Origin of the sequence: Helicobacter cetorum MIT 00-7128, from assembly GCF_000259255.1 — a bacterium.
GTDB classification, from domain to species: Bacteria; Campylobacterota; Campylobacteria; order Campylobacterales; family Helicobacteraceae; genus Helicobacter; species Helicobacter cetorum_B.
The window spans coordinates 219,751-236,686 of the sequence record NC_017737.1 but is presented as its reverse complement, the minus strand read 5'-3'; the positions used below and the strand labels follow the sequence as shown (position 1 = coordinate 236,686).

Here is a 16,936-nt window from a genome sequence, read left to right as displayed (position 1 = left end):
TCAATTAAGCTTATTCTCTTCATATTCCCCTAAAATCTGTAATTTTTCAACTTCTTGTTGCAAAACTTTTAAGCCATTTTGATAATTCGCATAATCTTTAAAAGTAATTTCGCTAAAAAAGGCGTATTCAAAAGGGTTGCTAGGGATAGGCAAGGATTGAATCTTGCATAAATTAAGATGATAACTAGCCAGTAAATTTAAAATCTTAGCCAAACTTCCCACACTATGCTTTAAAACAAAGCTTAAAGAGGCTTTGTTGGCATTGATATTAGTTTTATTCTCTTGCTTATTAAGGATTAAAAAGCGGGTATAGTTTTGGGTGTTGTCTTGAATTTGCTTGGCTAAAATCTCTAAATCATAAATTTTACAAGCTTCAATGCTTGCAATCGCTCCGACATTTTTAAGATTTTCGCTCGCAATCTTTTTGGCAAAAAGGGCTGTATCAGCGTATTCTACTAGCTTAATATGGGGGTAATTTTTAAAAAATTCTTGGCATTGCAAAAGCGCCATAGAATGCGAGCAAACTTCTTTTAAATTTTGTATTTTAGTGCCTTTTAAGGCCAAGAGATTATGAGTTATAGGCAAATAAATTTCGCCTATGATATTCAAGTCATACGCACCAATCAAAGAAAAATTAGGCAAAATCGCTCCAGCAATAGAGTTTTCAATCGCCATGACTAAAAAATCAGCTTTTTGCTCTAAGAGTAAGGGGGGCATTTCATTAAAACTATCGCATTCTAAAAAGGTTATATTCTCTTTGAAGTATTCTTTAGTGGCAATATAATGGAACGAACCTAAGATTCCTTGAATGGCGATATTTGGCATGATAATTCTTTTTAAGAGTTTTTATAAATATTGTAACTTATAAATGCTTAAAGGACTTAGTTATAAATTTGTAGGGTTAATGATTGAATGTTATAGGGGGAGTTTGGGATAATGGAATAGGTTTAGATTTTGCTTCTATAGAATAGTTGCTTTAAATAAAGAGCGATAAAATATATTTGCAAAACAATAAACACTGAGAAAAATGCGATAACTCCTAAGGCTCCGCCATATTCTCCTAGATTGTTTTTGACTAAAATGCTTGTTAAAAAATGCACCATAATTAGCATGATAAAAAGTCGGCGCAAGATTAGGTCTTGAGCGAGCATTCCAACAAAAGAGGCGCTAAAAAAGGTTGTTGTAAATAATTCAATATGGGCGATAGGAAAGTATTCTAAAAGCCCTATTGTCAAAGATGGGAAAGCAGAAGAAAATATCGCTCCTTTTTTCAAATAATGGTGGAAAAATACGCCTATATAAAATCCTAGCGTGCTTGCAACAATAACGCTTATTGTGGAATAAAAATCCGTTAAGGGGTTAAAATGAAAAAGCAATTTAATCAGCGATAAATTATGAATGTTTTGACCCCCAAAGATTAGAATGATAAGTTCTGTAATAACAGAACCCACATAATCATAAGCCCAAGCTTGCCTCCAAAGCCTTTAAAAAAATTAGCAAAAAGTAGCATAAGTAGCCATACCAATATGGCTGTAAGTAGAAGTTCGTATGCGTTTAGCACACAACCCATGCCAGCAAAAGAGCCACAATAAATAGCCACGCTAAATTCAGACTTTAGGCCTAATTTTTTAAAAAAAGGGAGTAGGGAGAAAATTCCTGCCAAACAAGAAGAAATCACTGCGGATAAATGCAAAGCATGAATGCTAAAGTATGTGAAATAAATGCCTATTAGTATGCCAAGAAATACAAATACTCTATTCATAAGATATTGTTATAGTGGGATAATTAGGGGCTTAGTGTTTCAAACTAAAAAATAATAGATTAAACCAATTAAAATTCTTGATTTCTAGTTGGAGCAAGTTACGCATTTAGCATTCCTTAAACTTAAGAAAGATAAAGACCCTTTAAAAAAGAGTCTTTATCAAAAGGAGAATGAGTTAAATTGCTTAGAAAAAACCTTACTTCTTAAAGTTTTCCATAGATTTTTTCATATCAATGACATAGCGGAAATTGCCTTGACCATTTAGGAGCTTATCCCAAGTCGCATCAATTTCTTGACCTGTTACGAGTTCAATCTCAGGATAAATGCCATGTTTTACAGAGAAATCCATCATTTCTTGAGTCTCTGCTACACCGCCAATCCAAGAGCCATAAACTTTGTGATTACCAGAGAATAACACTAAATCACCAAAGTCTAGGTTTCTTTGTGGGTCTTTTGGTGGGATACCCACAATCGCTACTTCACCGCCATATTTTAAGAGCTTAGTGTAAGCGAGCAAATCATATTGTGTAGGAATGCTAGAAATGATTAAATCAAATTTTTCTTTGCACTCTTCTGTGCTAGTATAGAAATGAGTTGCACCCATATCCATTGCCATTTGCTTTTTCTTGTCATTTCTTGCAAATACGCTCACTTCTGCACCCATAGCTTTAGCGTATTTTAAAGCCATATGACCTAAACCACCAAAACCAGCGATTCCTACTTTAGAACCTTTGCCAACTTTAGAGAATTTCAAAGGTGAATACACGGTGATTCCTGCACAAAGTAGTGGCGCTGCCTTATCTAATGGAGCCTCTTTAGGGATAGAAATCGCAAAGTTTTCGCTTACTACGATGTTATTAGAGTAACCACCATAAGTAGGCTCATTATTGTGGAAAGAATCTTCCCAGCTATAAGTATAAACGGTCTTGCCGTTTTCACACCATTGCTCTTGGTGGTCATGCTTACAAGTATCACACTCACCACATGAATTTACCATACAACCCACACCTGCATGGTCTCCTACTTTAAACTTAGTTACTTTAGAACCAACCGCAGTTACTACCCCAGCAATCTCATGTCCAGGAACCATAGGATAAATTCCGGGTAGCCAATCACTATGAGCAAAGTGAATGTCTGTATGACAAATTCCTGAGAAATGCGTATCAATGATAATGTCATATTCACCCATAGCATGGCGAGAGTGCTCCCACTCGTGGAACTTTCCATCTTTACTATCTACTGCAAAACCTTTAAAAGGCACTCTTTGGTTATTACTGCAAGTGTTGCACATAAAAACTCCTTAAAACATAAAAATATCATTCAGTCTCTATTGTAGTTTTAACATACAATAAAATGTAAAAAATGGATTTTTGTGTGTTTCTGTAACCGTCAAACAGGTTCAAAAGAAGAGTGTTTGTGTGTTTCTGTAACCGTCAAAAATTTAACAAAAACTATTAAAGGCTAAATGTGAATAGAATCATAACCAACAAAAGTAAATGAGTCAATTTACTTAAATTTTGATATTCTAATCAAAAAAGGATTACTATGAAAGTTTTAAAATTACTGCTCATTTTAAGCTTAAGTTTTTCTAGTATTTTAAATGCTAAAAAGAATAAAGATATTAATAATGCCCCCACTTCTTGGCGTAGCAAGAAAGTTAAAAATCATACAGGTTCTCGTAGTGTGATTTCTAACAAAAATCTTAAAGAAAACGCTAATCAAAATATCCCACAAAGTTTGCAAAATGTTCCCGGAATCCAAGTCTATGACACTTTAGGCACAGGCACAAATTTTAACTATAGTGTGCGAGGTATTAGAGGTTTGCCAAATCATTCAATGCGCTTGAATAATATCCCACTATATAGTCCTTATTAAATTTTTTGGGATATATTAAAAGTAAAATAATCTTTGCTTTTAATATGCTAAGCTAAGGGCTAAAAGCGTTTTTTATCATCTGTTAACTAATAATTAAAATTCATAGACTATAATACGCATTGACCACAAAATTTAGTTTCATTGTTTAGAGTTAAATATCATAGATAGTCGCATGGCTGTGGCTATGGTTATAAAGGAGCAAAAGATGTGGCATTCAAACATTCAAACATTCAAACATTCAAACATTCAAACATTCAAACATTCAAACATTCAAACATTCAAACATTCAAACATTCAAACATTCAAACATTCAAACATTCAAACAACGCTACCATAATTTTCACCAAAATCCGCTTAAAACCCCCATTTTTCTTAACTTTTTCAAAAGTTGCTTGTTTTTTCTTCGCTTATAAATTCAATTGTCTTTAACATTTAGTTTAATAAGCCCCATTTAAATTAAGTGGGGCTTACAGAATTAAATTTCAAAGGAGCTAGAAATGGCAAAGATAGAAGATTTAGAGGTGCATGAAAAATACAACTTGTTGTTGTGTATGGTTTCACCCGCATATAAAGGGACAATTGAAGGGAATGAGGGTTTTAGAGAAATGTGTGATGAATGCACTTTAGATTATTATCGCATAAGAAGAGGTGAAGTGGCTCAATATGAAGATTTTGAGGCTATGCGTAAAGTGGATTACATTATTGGTATTGTGAATGAGGATTTAACTAAGGGGGCTGAAGTCCAACGCAGTGTTTTTGCTCTAAAAATTGACCATGACACTATTGAGTGTGATGAAGAAGGGGCGTTAAAGGTTGAGGGGGTTTGTGCTCAAAAAGGGAGCAAAGAATACGAAGAGTTAGTTAATAGGAATACTTGGCATTTTACGCATAATCGCCAAATTTCAGCACCAAAATTGATTAAGCGAAAAAGTTAAGTGGCTAGTAGTTTTTAAATAACAATAAGAAAGGATTTTTATGAAATTATTGAATTTAGATGAAGTGATTGATAAAGGCGTGTTTGAAATCCCTAATTATCAAAGAGGCTATGCATGGCAAGAAAGGCAATTAAAGGATTTTTGGAATGATTTAGAGTATATCTCTAAGCTAGAAAACAAGTTTCACTACATGCATAATCTTACTTTAAGGTTAATGAGAGAGGCTGAAGATGAGCTTGATTTACCTGATTTTGAAGTTGTGGATGGTCAGCAACGATTGACTACAAGTCTAATGTTATTAGGTCTTTTAGCAAGGGTTACCAAGAATGAAGACAAGCATTCTTTAAAAAGTCTAAAACCCACTTTATACTATAGCTACAATTATTATGATGTAGATGACGCTTTTGAGGCTATTGTTAAAGAAGAAAAAGATTTAGAAAAATTTAAAACTTCTTTTTATGCTAAGAATTTTATTAATGCTTATGAATTTTTTGAAGAAAAAATCAGCAATACACCTATGGATACGCTCAACAGAATGTTTGATGCCCTTACAAAAAGAATGCTTTTTAGCGTGGTGGAATTAAATGATAGTAGGATAGATAAATTCAGTTCTTTTGAGACCATTAATAATCGTGGTAAAGAGCTATCCACTTTGGAATTGTTAAAAAATCGCTTGCATTTCATAGCGCATAAGATTTGTGATGGAGACAAATTAGAAGAGCTTCAAGATTTTATCAATAGCACCTATACTAGTCTTTATGATAGTTTGAAAAATTTTCAAGATTCTCATTTAGAGAGTTTTTTGAAACATTTTGTAGCGTATTATTATGGGGAGAAAGGGAATTTTAAGGCAAGGTTATTGGATATGGAGTTTAACGCCCATAAAAGATACACCCATAACACAAATTTAGATGATGAATATGAAAAAATAGAGGACTTATTATTATTCATTAAATATTCTTCTTGGGTTTGGGATTTTTTACACACACTTGATGAAGAGAATATTATCATAAGTTATACCGATGATAATGGTGATGAAAAGGAACTTAAAATTGAAATTACGCCTAAAATGCTTGTTTTATTAGACAAAATGCGCCGTTTAAATGCCTTGAGCGATAATGCGTTCATGCCCTTATTGCTTTCTATTTTTACAACGCAAATTTTATTAAAATTTATTGATAAACAGCCTTATACCACCAAAGAATTAGAGGATTTACTAGGGAATTTAGAGCGTTTTGGATTTTTAGTCTATGGGGTTGCTAGTAGAGACACTGCTAAAGATAAGTTGATTAATTTAGCCTTTAAAAATATTCAAGCGTATCGATGGCTTGAAGTGGATAAAGTATCTATTGAAGAACTTCCAACATTAATAGAAGGGTTTTTTAAGGGGCAACATAGTGGTTTAGAATTACTTGAAGAGCGCATTAATCTTAAAACTAAACCTAAAAAGTGGTATGAGTGGGGCAAGGCACTAAACTATTTGCTTTATGAATACGAGTTGCATCATAACCCTACAACAAGTCTTGATTTTAGTGAAAGTGCAGAAAGTATAGAGCATATTTTGCCCCAAACCCCTGATAAAGGCTATAGCACTAAAGAAAAAAATCTTGCTAAAAAACCAAATGTCGTGCATGCATTAGGAAACTTGCTCTTACTTCCTAAAAACGCTAACAGTTCTTTAAGCAACAAGCCCTTTGATGAGAAAATTAAAGAGTATCAAAAAGGCTCTTATAGTGAAAAAGAAGTTGCTAAAAATACTTCTTGGGGCGTTACAGAGATTAAGGAAAGGAGTGAGAAGTTATTAGACTTTTTAATCCAACATTGGAATATCGCTGAATTAGTCAGCGAAAATGAGATTAAAGAATTTAAAAATTCTCTTTTAAAAGAGATTAAATAAGTTAATCATCAAAAACGGAGGGGGACTATTTTTAGCACTAAAGGAATAAGACATGTTAAAAGGGCATAAAAAATTTTATTCTTCAAGGCGTAGATTTGGCGTAATCAGATATTCTTGTGAAATCAAGCCTTTTGAAAGCCATAGAAAAACTAAAGACTTTTTAAAATCTCTTTGTAATAAGGAATATGAAAATATTGCAAAGCATTACTACTTAGGCATAGGTGTTAAAAGAGATTTAAGAAAGGCTAAAAAATATTTTTTAAAAGATAAAAAGCAAAAAGATAACTACCATAAAGAAATTAAAGACGAGCATGAAGAAAACAATCATCTCCATAAAGAACAAAGCAAATTAAAAATCATGGCGTTAAAAAATAAGCAATTAAAAGAGCCACACAACACAACAATCCTTTTAGAATTAGGGAAAATCTATGCTGATGAATTAAAAAATTATCAGCTTGCTATAGAATGTTTCAAACAAATCAAAGAGCCACAAGCCTATTATGAGCTCGCAAAAACTTATGAAAGCATGAAAGATAAAGTATTTGATGCTGATAAAGAAAAACAACCTGATTTTAAAAAACTTGCTTTTGAGCTTTATCAAAAAGGGGCTAAATTAGATAATGCGCCTTGCTGTGTGGCGTTGGCTAATTTCTATCAAAAAGAAGTTTTTAGAAGTGAGCAAATGAGTAACGCATTGATTAAAAAAGCTCAAAAAGTGCTTTTTTACTACCATAGGGCCAAAGATTTAGGCTCTATAGAAGGGCTAGATGGTTTGATGAATATTTATCGTTATGGCTTATGGTTTGATGATAATAAAACAGATAAAGTTAAAATAATCATTCCTACAAATGCCAAAAAAGCGATTGAATACGCTAAAAAAGCTCTTTCAAACGCCACAAATAATAATGAAACTAAAATCGCTAAGTATTACCAAGCTTTGGGAGAAATCTATAGTGAAAACAAGAAAATCCTAGACTATGATAAAGCATTAGAATATTTTTATAAAGAATTAGAGCATTATCCTAAAAAGTTGCGTAGCTCTTGGGATAGTTGCATGCTAGAAATCGCACAAGTTTATAGGAAAAAGGGGGATTTAAAGAAATTTTTAGAATTGAATTTGGAGGTGTTAGCTTTTTATAATGAACACCAATATTTTAGGCATTTTGGAACTAAAAGAAAACAATATTTAGTAAGGCATTATGGCTATAAATCTTTAAGTTCTCTAAAACCACTAGGACATATCATTAGCGTGTGCTATAAGCTTAATTGCAATGCGGATATTGTTGTTACTTATTTAGAGGGCGTGGCAAATGAATATTCATACTTTGAAGATTACAAGCTTTTAGGTGGGATTTTTGAATACGCTAAAGGTGTAAATATGGATTTAAAAAGAGCGTTAGCCTATTACCAACAAGGCATTAAAACCTTTTGCAAGCCAAAAGAAAGAAAGAATTTACAAGTTTGTGAAAAAAGGGTGCTAGAAAAAATCAAGCAATTAGAAGAAACAAAAAGAAAATGCTTTAGTGGTGGGTGGATGTCTGGCTCTGGCGCTTTAGTGTTTATAGTGGGGCGAGCTAAGCGTTTCCAAACCGAAAAATTACGCCTAGAATGGCTAAAAAATGAAAAACCTAGAGATTACATTTTTGAAATGGCGCAACTAGAATACAATAGGGTTGCTTTAAAACAAGATTGTATCAACAAGCTTATTAAAGCATTGATTATAGGGCGTAAAATCAATCATAAAAATCAAGAAAGCGTTTCTAAAGCACAAATTATAGAATTTAAAAAAGCTCTTTATGACAAACTCAAAACGCACTTAAATTTGCCTTTAATTGAAAGAATGTCTAAAGGACTTAGAGAATACGGCACGATTTTGGGGCAAAAATACGCTACCAAAAGTTTAAACGAAACAGACGCTAAGATTATCATAGATTTTTATAATAATGAATGCGTCAAATTAAATCAAAAAATGCCCCCTATCATTATAGATAAAGAGCTAGGCTTATTAAATCTTCAAAATAAGCCCACTAAAAACATACCCCTTAAGGCTAATCATTATATCTATGCCGTGTATCAACGAGTGAATTTCTATGAAATGTCGCAAAATAGGTTAGAAAAAGAAGCATTTAATGAAAAGATGTATGAAAAAGACCTTTTTATTAAGGCTAATGGCTCAATCTCACTTTTTAGTAAAGATGATAATAAGCCCCTTTATAGCCTTTCTATTGCCTCATGCTTAAATAAAGCTAAGTTGAAATTATGGGATTATTTCTTTGATAGCACCAAGCTTTTAAGCTACGCTGAACAAGTCATAATGGATGCGCATCAAAATTTGATTGCTTTTAGAAATAGTGCGAAGTTTGCTAAAGATTTGCATGTGAATAGCAACAAGCCGTTATATGAGATTTAAAAAAGGATAGAAAAATATGGGATGGGATGGTTTTATTAGGAATATGAAAAAAAGAACCGAGGTTTATGAAAAAACCTTACAAGATTTAGAAACTTTAAAAGAAACAAACAAAGAAGAGTTTATAAAAAAGATTGCTTTTTTTGAAACAAACTATGTAGAACGCCAAACAAAAGCACTAGATTTAACTATACAATACGCTATTTTAGGGCGTTATCTAGCATATGATAAAAGATATGAGAGCTATATTCGCAAATCTTATGAAAATAAAGCCAAAGAATATAAAAAAACTCTATATAAAAAACTACAAACTCATCTTAGTGCGCCTATGTTTGAACGCACTAAAAACTATAAGATTTGTGCTACAGATTTTGGCATTAAATTATTTGAAAATACTTTAAATAAAGATGATATAAACAATTTTATAGAATTTTATAATGCTTGTGATGAAGATGAAGCTTACATGCCAAGACCCATTGTATTAGATGAAAAACTAGGGTTATTAAGCTTATTTGGTGTAAAAATTCTAAAAAATAAAAATTATAAAAATCTTGACAAAATAAGCATTGATAAACATGGGCATTTTGCGGTGTATGAAATTTTTGGCAAAGTCTATGATGATCGAGCTAATTTTAGATGGAAATTTGATGGCTTAGAATGCTCTAGTTTGTTTGAAGAAGATAGTTATAAAAAAATATTGTATGACTATATTGTTCCTATCAGTTATTGTGAATTTAAATACAATGAAAACAAATCTTTTGATGTTGATAGAAATAAACACATTACAATCACCCCCTTTGAAGAAAGCCTTTGGGATTATTGCTTTGATAAAAACAAGGTTTTAAACTACAAAGAACAAATCATTTATGATTTATTGCAGAATTTGATAGCTTTAAGAAATAGCGCTAAATACGCCAAAAATTTGCATGTAGCCAAAGATACGCCATTATATGAGATTTAAAGGTTTTAGTGATGATACGCATACACCATAGATTTATACACTCTCAAGCGTTTCAAAAATCTCAATTAGAGCGTTATTATAAAACGCTCAAAAGTGCTGACAGGAAAAAATATGACGCTATGGTTTTTAAAAAAGAAAGGAAATTGATTGAAAGCTTGGAGAAAAATTTAAGAATATTAATTAAAAATGCTACGCCCTTAAATTCTAAAAAAGTTTTTAAAACGCCCTTAAAAGAATGTATAGAGTTGCTTTATTTAGTGGCGTATGATAAAAAATTAAAGCCCAAAGAACAAGAGATTTTAAAAAGTTTTAGCACCCCTTTAATGCTAGAATATCTTAATTGTAAAAAGCCTAATATTAGAGAAAATAAATATTCTTATATCACACAAGCCTTAAGACAACTCTATCAAAATTATTATATGCATACAACTAGATTAAATGCGTATATTTTTGATAAAAATTTTTATGAAAACTACTATCAACCCATGCCTTTATTAAAACCTATTTTGAGCCTAACGCACAACATAGAACAGCAAGGGCTTTTAAAAATGCTTTTCACTCAAGATTTTATCGCACAACAAATGGAAGAAATAAAAGAGCGTATAGAGATTTTAAAACTCATGCGTTTTAATGAAGTAAAAAATTAAAAGGAATAATGGTGAATGGTATAATGATAACAGCGTCTAAAGGATATAGAAAATATATGGAGGCTAAATTTCAAGCCTTTAGCGAAAAAAGACAACATATTATAAGCAACTTGCATGCTTACAAAGAGCAACTTGACAAGGCTAAAAAAGAGCTAATAGAGTTTGTGATTAAAAGAGTAGATATTCTATCCTTAAAACAAGATATTTTAGGGGAATATAAAAATAATAACGCATTTTTCAAACGCTTGAAAACTTGTCAAAGTATCACCTTAAAACATCGTTTCAGCGTGTTTAACGCCCTTAATAGCAAGGCAAAATTAAACGCTAAAGAACAAGGCATTTTACAAAGTTTTGGCTCATTGCATTTGATAGAAAACGCCTTTAATCTTACAAAAGAAGAAAAAGATTTTATAGTATTTTTGAATAAAGCATGTCATAGATTTGTAAGGGATTGTCAAAACTTGTTTGAAGTTTTTAAAAAAGAATATGTGTTTATTAGTATGGTTGCGATGGATATGCTTAAATATTCTTATGATAAAGAGCGTATTTATTATAGTGATTTGCTTGGTTTAAAATCGTTTTATTTTCACACCCATAATCAACACTATAGAACAACACTTTTTATCCAAAAAGCTTTTTAAACAAGATTTAATTTTAAGCATTAACGAGCAACAAGTCTTAGATTTAAAAAATACGCTTAATCAACTAGGAGAAAAAATTAATTAAAAAGGATTACATAATGCCTAGCGATTTCAAAAACTTGTTTATACAAGCAGACAAAGACGAGCCTATTAAAGACAAGCAAGACCGATACTTGAATGATAATGACGAAAACCCTACTAAAGACTATTCATTGTCATCTAGGATTGATGAGCATATCAAGTCTAAACAAGAGAATAGGCATAAACCTAGTAAAATTTCTGTTAATTCTAATCAATCTTTATCGGCTCAATTAGATGAGTATAGTAGAAAGAAAGCTGAGTTAAAAGGAAATATACAGAGTAGTAGAGTTAAGTCTGCTCATTATATGAATGGGGAAATACCGGGTATTGATATTTCGGAAGAGGAATTTGCTAAACAAAAAGCAGAGACTGAGAAATTTTTAGAAGGCTTTGATTATCCTGATGTTGATGATTTCTTAGATGACCTTGAGAAAGCAGAAAAGAAAGGAACATTAAAACTTCGTATAAGTGCTAGTTCTTTATCTAAGATAGCTGAGTATTATAATAGCGATAGTAGGATTGCTACAATTTCTGCATTTCGTAAGTTTAATGCTAAATTCTATAAAACCTTTACTGAAAAAGAGATTGCTATACTACAGACTGAATATAACAAACAAGATAAGTATCAAATGTCTGTTAAAGAGCTTAGAGAAAGAAAGCCTAATCTTATTAAAAAATTTGTTAAAGCTGGATTTTCATTTACTGACAACACCCCTATAAGAGAGTTGTTAAATCACTCTTATGTTGTTACTAGAGAACAGAATATGGCTAACAATAGGAAACTTCTTAAAAAGCTAAGAGCAGAACCTGTTGTTATTATAGAGGTTGATGGCGTTTGGGATGAGAGTGCTGATAAAGAAAATAGAGACCCATCATCTGAAATATCTTACTTTGTTATTTGCCCTAATTTAAAGTATGAGCAGTTTGACTTTTTTAACTTTATGATGAATACTGCTTATGAATTTCAGCAAGATGCTATTTGCTATTCTAAGTCTCCAACTATTGACAAAAGAACAGGAAAGCAGTCAAAGTTTAGAACAGTTGGGTTATACTGCACTTCTCCATTTTCTGTTGTAGGTCAGTTTGGAACTAGATGGGCTGTGTTTAATGATGTGAGTTTTGGCACTAAGCCTACTGAAAAAGATTTTCAAAAAGCATACACTAAATTACAAGGCAGAGTTTTCTATTTCTTTGACAATAAAGGCAAGAAGGGTGGTTATTTAAAATCATCTATGGACTACCCTGCAGAGATTTTGATAAAGGGTGTTAAATTGTATATACCTAGTGAAAAATCCTTAATGGCTAAGTATAGTAAGTATCAGTTAAGCCGTCCTACTATAAAATCAAGTGGTAAAAGGAATGCAGATATTCATAAATATAAATTATCTGCATTGTCTAATTCAGTTTCTGGGTATAGGGCTAGTAAAGTAATGATGGATAAGCAGAGAGAAAATCTAGTAAAAAGAAAGATTGAAGCACTTAAACATAAGAAAGGTGCTGAAAACTTAGATAATCTTTGGGATTTTTAAAAGGAGCAGTAATTATGAAAAATTTTAGAATTAACACTGATAGGGTAAGCAACTCTCTTATTAAAGCTATGGCTGATTATAAGGTTAAAGCTGGTTTGACTTCTAGTATGACTATGAGTGAAGCTATGAATAACCCTAATTTAAAAACATTTGATGAGCTTAGTGAGAGAGAAAAATACAACATAACAGCTCTTGGGGTATCTCGTCTTTATAAACATCTGTATAATGATGAGTGCGGTTGTATATCAGCAAACAGAGATTTTAAGTTATCGCTATGGTCAGATTTAGGGTTTGATAAAGCCACTGATAAAATAGTTGAGTATTATAGTGGCAGGGCTGATATTCCTAAAAAATATTTAGTTAGCGATGAGGAAAATACCCAAAGGAATAGAAACTTAGAAGCTGATATTAAAGCATTATACCCTAAAATAGGTTACATCAAAGTGAATGGCATTTATCAAGGTAGCAAAGAGCCTAGCTTTCTTATTTATGCTTTACAAGAGGGGGTTAATTTATTAGGGGTTCTTAAAGAGTTAGGGTATAAATACGAGCAAGATAGTGTTTTATATTCTAAGAGTAACAGCACTGAAGGGTTTTTGTGTTTTACAACCCCTTTAAAATACGCTTTCTATCAGAAAAAAGAAGGAGCGGAATATCTACCTTATAAAAGGGGTCAAAGAGTTAAGGTTGCTAACCATATTAACATAGACCAAAATGTAGAAAGTCCTAATTCTCCTAAATTCTTAAAAAACTACTCTGAGACATTCAGAAAGACTATTCCTTTTGCTTTTATGAGAAAGTCTTATAGAGCTGTGTCTATTGACAATGTAACAATAAAATCTATTAAAGCAAAACTCGGTGGAAACCATTATCATAAAGTAAATGGAGGTCAATTGGGTAGAGTAGGTAGAGTTGTGTCTAGGTTCAATACTAAAAACCCCTTTTCATTAGATAGTGTTTTAAAAGCAACGGAATTTGACACTAACGCAGGTTATTGTTTTATTGACGATAGAGACCTTATGATGCAACTTGAAAATGTGAGTGCTGAGTTATCTAACAACATAGTAACAGCTATAGGTCAAGTTGAGAACTTATCTCTTATTTATGCGTTGATTAAAGATGTGAGATACAACAGCTTGAATAAGCATTATAGCTTTATCTTTGATATAAATAACCCTTTAAGCGACCAATCACTAAATCAATTAGTAGTAGAAGTTCCTTTATCAGCCTTAAAGGGAGTTAAGCTCAATCAAATTAAAAATGTCTTAACGGCTCAAATCTATAATGGCACTTATCAATTTAGGGGCGATGATTATAAAAATGCTTTACAAGATACTACGATATAAAATTAGGGAGAGAAAGTGTCTGAATTAACTTTAAATCAATATAGAAAAGAACTCAAAAAATTGGGTCAATACGTTCGTTACTATGAAAATGACTATCTGAGTATTTTTATTATTTTATCATACATAATTATTCCTATTTTATTAGGCTTTTTATCTTCTTATTTTGAACTCAATGTTGACATTACAAAATATATAGCCAATATACTTAAGATTGATTCGATTTTAAGTGTTTTTAAAGTTAGTAAGGGATATTTTGAGATTATTCAAAGCACCATTGTTGGTGGTATTTTTGCAATCCCCATAATTTACCTACCAAGACTTAACCATTATGTTGGAATAGATAAGAAAGGGAATTTTATTTTACGAAATTATTTTAAAAAGATAAGTTTCCCCTTGCATTCTTTAGGCAGAACAGAAACTATACAAAGCAAAGTAAAAAGCACTAAGCAAGTTACCACAGGATGGACTAAATAAAAAAATAGGAAAATTTGTCAAAGGATAAAACACCCCTAAAAATTCCAGTGATTAGACCAAGAAGATTGAAACTATGCCTTGTATTATTGATATCTACATACTTTGTTGTTTTAATAAAGATGACAAGATTATTGCTTGTATTGAAAACAAATGAACGAGATATAAAAAAATTAGTCAATAGACTAAAGTATATATTAAATAAACTGAATAATGTTTAAGGCTTAAGAAATTTACACAAAAAGACTTTTATGCAATGACACATAGAAATGATATCTAAAAAACAAAAATTTGAAAATCTATAAAATGGCATCAATGTTAAACCTTAATAGTAGTTTTAACAAAAAATGTTAAAATTTGGAACTAAAATAGTTCAAAAATGGAAATAAAGTATGCTGATTAGCTTTAGACTTAAAAATTTCTGTTCTTTTGAAGAAGAACAAACGCTATTGATGAGTGCAAATTCTCAACCAGACGAAAGAGAAAGATATACTTTTGTAACCGATACACATAAAAAAGAGCGTTTGCTAAAAACAACGGCTATTTATGGGGCTAATGCTTCTGGAAAAACAAATTTTGTTGGAGCATTATATATTATGCGAGAAATCGTATTGGAAAGTGCAAGGAACAATTCTGATACTCCTTTATCTTTCGATCCCTCTATCTTTAAGAACAATGAGCCTACAGAATTTGAAGTAACTTTTATTCAAGAAAATATTAAATATCAATATGGATTTGCTTATTGTAAGGAGCGTATTTTAGAAGAATGGCTTTTTGCCTATCCTAAGGGACGCGAACAATGCTGGTTTCAGCGTATTTATCAAGAAAAGAGTCAAAAGTATGAATGGAAAATTGGCAACAACCTTAAAAAAGGAACTCTTTTGCAACAAGCAACAAGAGACAACGCGCTCTTTCTATCTATTGGCGACCAAAATAACAACTCCCAATTACAGAAAGTATATGCGTGGTTTTCTCATAAATTAAAGTTTATGAGTATGAAAGGGTTTGATCCAGAATTTAGTATAGAGCAATGCTTAGAAGGAAAAGAAGAATCAAAACAAAGAATTTTACAATGGCTAAAAAGTGCTGACATAGGGATCAAGGATATAAAAATAAAAACAGTCAATACGGAAAAGCTCAAAGAAAGTTTTGAGAAAGAAAAAGAAAAAGATGCTCTCATTAAACATTTTTTTGAACAATTTGTTAATGAAAAAAAGGAAATTAAACAGGCCAATTTTTTACATGCTAACGAGAATGGGCAACAAGCTTTCTTACCTCTTGGGAAGGAATCAAATGGCACACAAAAACTTTTTGCCTTTCTAGGGCCTATGATGGACTCATTTGAAAAGGGAAATATACTAGTTGTAGATGAGATAGATGCTGGTTTACACCCTTTGCTTTGTGAGCGCATTATAGATTATTTTCATAGTAGTTTTAATGCTAATAATGCTCAACTTATTTTTAATACCCATGCAACATCTTTGCTTCGTAAAAATATTTTTAGAAAAGACCAAATTTGGTTTTGCGAAAAGCAATACAGCGCCACAAAGCTTTATCCATTGAGTGATTTCTTTATTAGAAAAGAGACACGAGATATTGAAAAACTTTACCTAGAAGGGCGTTTTGGTGCAATTCCCTATTTAGATATGATTTTGGAACAGTTTGATGGGCAGTGATGAATTGTTTAAAAAAAGAAGGGCACGCAAACAAGAGTCTAGAAAAAACCCTAGCCAAGAACAAAAATCGAGGGTTTTAATTGTCTGTGAAGGAGAAAAAACAGAGCCTAATTATTTTTTGGCTTTAAAAGACTATCTTAGACCTAAAGATATAGTTCGCGTTATTCCTGCAAAACATTCTAGTCCATCGCAAATATTAAATACTGCAAAAAATAGAGGAGAGAATTTTGACAAAGTATTTTGTGTGATGGATGTGGATAAACATGAAACACTTGAGAAAGCCCTACAAGAAACTAAAGAGAATAGAATGAAACCTATTATATCTAAACCTTGTTTTGAATTTTGGATATTGTTGCATTTTGAATATTGTCATAATAAGCCTTTCTATGGCAGTGAATGGCTTGTTAGTGAAGTAAAAAAGAAGTATTGTCGTGATTATTCTAAAGGAGATTATAGTAAAGATAAATTTAGAAAACTTATTGAAGAAAGAAGTGGCAATAAGGCAAGATTGACAATAGCTGTAGAACATGCTGAAAAGATAGAGAAAAAATTTAAAAAAGAGTTTAAATTGTTAGAAATAGATTTGGAAAAAGACCTTAAAAATTTTAATAGTTATACCAATATGCATGTGCTGATAAAAGAACTGAATTTGTTTAAACAAAAGACAGAGAATTAATTCTATGTGGAGGGCTTCTTAAGCGACAAGAA

17 protein-coding genes are annotated in these 16,936 nt (G+C 31.6%); 13 read left to right on the top strand and 4 right to left on the bottom strand.

The annotated features are described in order from the left end of the window. The 4 genes from HCW_RS01245 to HCW_RS01230 all read right to left on the bottom strand — a co-directional run bounded on the left by HCW_RS01245 (position 1) and on the right by HCW_RS01230 (position 3,053). A complete protein-coding gene (locus HCW_RS01245) occupies positions 1 to 825 on the bottom strand; it encodes a prephenate dehydratase (protein WP_014660413.1) in 825 nt (274 codons plus the stop codon). Positions 826 to 947: 122 nt separating this feature from the next. Further along, entirely contained in the window at positions 948 to 1,451 is a 504-nt protein-coding gene (locus HCW_RS09010; protein ID WP_014660412.1) for a hypothetical protein, read from the bottom strand. Next, positions 1,418 to 1,762 carry a hypothetical protein gene (locus HCW_RS09005; RefSeq protein WP_014660411.1) on the bottom strand — a complete coding sequence of 115 codons (345 nt, stop codon included), beginning with the start codon at positions 1,760 to 1,762 and terminating at the stop codon, positions 1,418 to 1,420. The genes HCW_RS09010 and HCW_RS09005 overlap by 34 nt, the downstream gene beginning before the upstream one ends. A 196-nt stretch (positions 1,763 to 1,958) precedes the next feature. Continuing rightward, a complete protein-coding gene (locus HCW_RS01230; protein ID WP_014660410.1) occupies positions 1,959 to 3,053 on the bottom strand; it encodes an NAD(P)-dependent alcohol dehydrogenase in 1,095 nt (364 codons plus the stop codon). 254 nt (positions 3,054 to 3,307) lie between these two features. Between HCW_RS01230 and HCW_RS01225 the strand changes: the two genes are divergently transcribed. The 13 genes from HCW_RS01225 (at position 3,308) to HCW_RS01165 (ending at position 16,904) form a co-directional block, all read left to right on the top strand. Continuing rightward, positions 3,308 to 3,637 (top strand): TonB-dependent receptor plug domain-containing protein, encoded by a 330-nt coding sequence (locus tag HCW_RS01225; protein ID WP_014660409.1) that lies wholly within the window; start codon positions 3,308 to 3,310, stop codon positions 3,635 to 3,637. Between the two features lie 205 nt (positions 3,638 to 3,842). Next, on the top strand, positions 3,843 to 3,974 hold the full coding sequence (locus HCW_RS09815) for a hypothetical protein (RefSeq protein ID WP_269208199.1): 132 nt from the start codon (positions 3,843 to 3,845) through the stop codon (positions 3,972 to 3,974). Between the two features lie 160 nt (positions 3,975 to 4,134). After that, the gene (locus tag HCW_RS01220) at positions 4,135 to 4,572 is read left to right on the top strand and encodes a hypothetical protein (RefSeq protein WP_014660408.1); all 438 of its coding nucleotides are present in this window, start codon (positions 4,135 to 4,137) and stop codon (positions 4,570 to 4,572) included. 40 nt (positions 4,573 to 4,612) lie between these two features. After that, on the top strand, positions 4,613 to 6,469 hold the full coding sequence (locus HCW_RS01215) for a DUF262 domain-containing protein (protein ID WP_014660407.1): 1,857 nt from the start codon (positions 4,613 to 4,615) through the stop codon (positions 6,467 to 6,469). A 52-nt stretch (positions 6,470 to 6,521) separates the two neighbouring features. Continuing rightward, positions 6,522 to 8,879, top strand: coding sequence for a tetratricopeptide repeat protein (locus HCW_RS01210; RefSeq protein ID WP_014660406.1), 2,358 nt, complete (start codon positions 6,522 to 6,524; stop codon positions 8,877 to 8,879). Between the two features lie 43 nt (positions 8,880 to 8,922). Then, positions 8,923 to 9,837 (top strand): hypothetical protein, encoded by a 915-nt coding sequence (locus tag HCW_RS01205; protein WP_155802204.1) that lies wholly within the window; start codon positions 8,923 to 8,925, stop codon positions 9,835 to 9,837. An 11-nt stretch (positions 9,838 to 9,848) separates the two neighbouring features. Continuing rightward, a complete protein-coding gene (locus HCW_RS01200; protein WP_014660404.1) occupies positions 9,849 to 10,484 on the top strand; it encodes a hypothetical protein in 636 nt (211 codons plus the stop codon). Between the two features lie 11 nt (positions 10,485 to 10,495). After that, positions 10,496 to 11,125 carry a hypothetical protein gene (locus HCW_RS01195; protein WP_155802203.1) on the top strand — a complete coding sequence of 210 codons (630 nt, stop codon included), beginning with the start codon at positions 10,496 to 10,498 and terminating at the stop codon, positions 11,123 to 11,125. A 98-nt stretch (positions 11,126 to 11,223) separates the two neighbouring features. Then, the gene (locus HCW_RS01190; protein WP_014660402.1) at positions 11,224 to 12,735 is read left to right on the top strand and encodes a hypothetical protein; all 1,512 of its coding nucleotides are present in this window, start codon (positions 11,224 to 11,226) and stop codon (positions 12,733 to 12,735) included. A gap of 14 nt (positions 12,736 to 12,749) precedes the next feature. Beyond that, a complete protein-coding gene (locus HCW_RS09965; RefSeq protein ID WP_014660401.1) occupies positions 12,750 to 14,081 on the top strand; it encodes a hypothetical protein in 1,332 nt (443 codons plus the stop codon). A gap of 15 nt (positions 14,082 to 14,096) precedes the next feature. Then, positions 14,097 to 14,555, top strand: coding sequence for a hypothetical protein (locus tag HCW_RS01175; RefSeq protein ID WP_014660400.1), 459 nt, complete (start codon positions 14,097 to 14,099; stop codon positions 14,553 to 14,555). Between the two features lie 389 nt (positions 14,556 to 14,944). Continuing rightward, complete coding sequence (locus tag HCW_RS01170) at positions 14,945 to 16,228, top strand: AAA family ATPase (RefSeq protein WP_014660399.1); 1,284 nt, start codon at positions 14,945 to 14,947, stop codon at positions 16,226 to 16,228. Further along, positions 16,218 to 16,904 carry an RloB family protein gene (locus HCW_RS01165; protein WP_014660398.1) on the top strand — a complete coding sequence of 229 codons (687 nt, stop codon included), beginning with the start codon at positions 16,218 to 16,220 and terminating at the stop codon, positions 16,902 to 16,904. The genes HCW_RS01170 and HCW_RS01165 overlap by 11 nt, the downstream gene beginning before the upstream one ends. Positions 16,905 to 16,936 lie beyond the last annotated feature (32 nt).